Raw genomic sequence first — 315 nt, 5'->3', positions numbered from 1 at the left:
GGCTGATCTCGCCGGCCCGCTCGGCGAGGGTCCACCCGTTCTTGCGTTCTAGACCCGCAACCAAACCCGTCACATATTCACGGACTCGGGACCGCGGCTCCGACCACACCCACCCCTCACACGAGGACCTCGGCATAACCGAGACGTCGGCATAATTCGAGTAGCCGACTTTGCGGAGTTCGTCTTCCTTCTCCGCCTCGAAGTACAAGGCGTAGACCGACAGGACATCTTCCATCCGGGCTGCGAACTCCGCGTTCGCCTTTGGTGGGATGGTCCAGCACTTCTTCAGGTGAGGACGAAGTTTCGTTTTTTTAA

Annotated in this window: 1 pseudogene; it reads right to left on the bottom strand. The window is 59.0% G+C overall.

Features of this window, described 5'->3' with window-relative positions:
* Positions 1 to 235 (bottom strand): annotated as a pseudogene (locus tag P3H15_RS55435) (hypothetical protein); the annotation flags it as partial.
* Positions 236 to 315 lie beyond the last annotated feature (80 nt).

Origin of the sequence: Rhodococcus sp. T2V, from assembly GCF_029269925.1 — a bacterium.
GTDB classification, from domain to species: domain Bacteria; phylum Actinomycetota; class Actinomycetes; order Mycobacteriales; family Mycobacteriaceae; genus Rhodococcus_F; species Rhodococcus_F koreensis.
The sequence above is the reverse complement of the archived record's forward strand: the minus strand, read 5'-3'. Positions and strand labels throughout refer to the sequence as shown.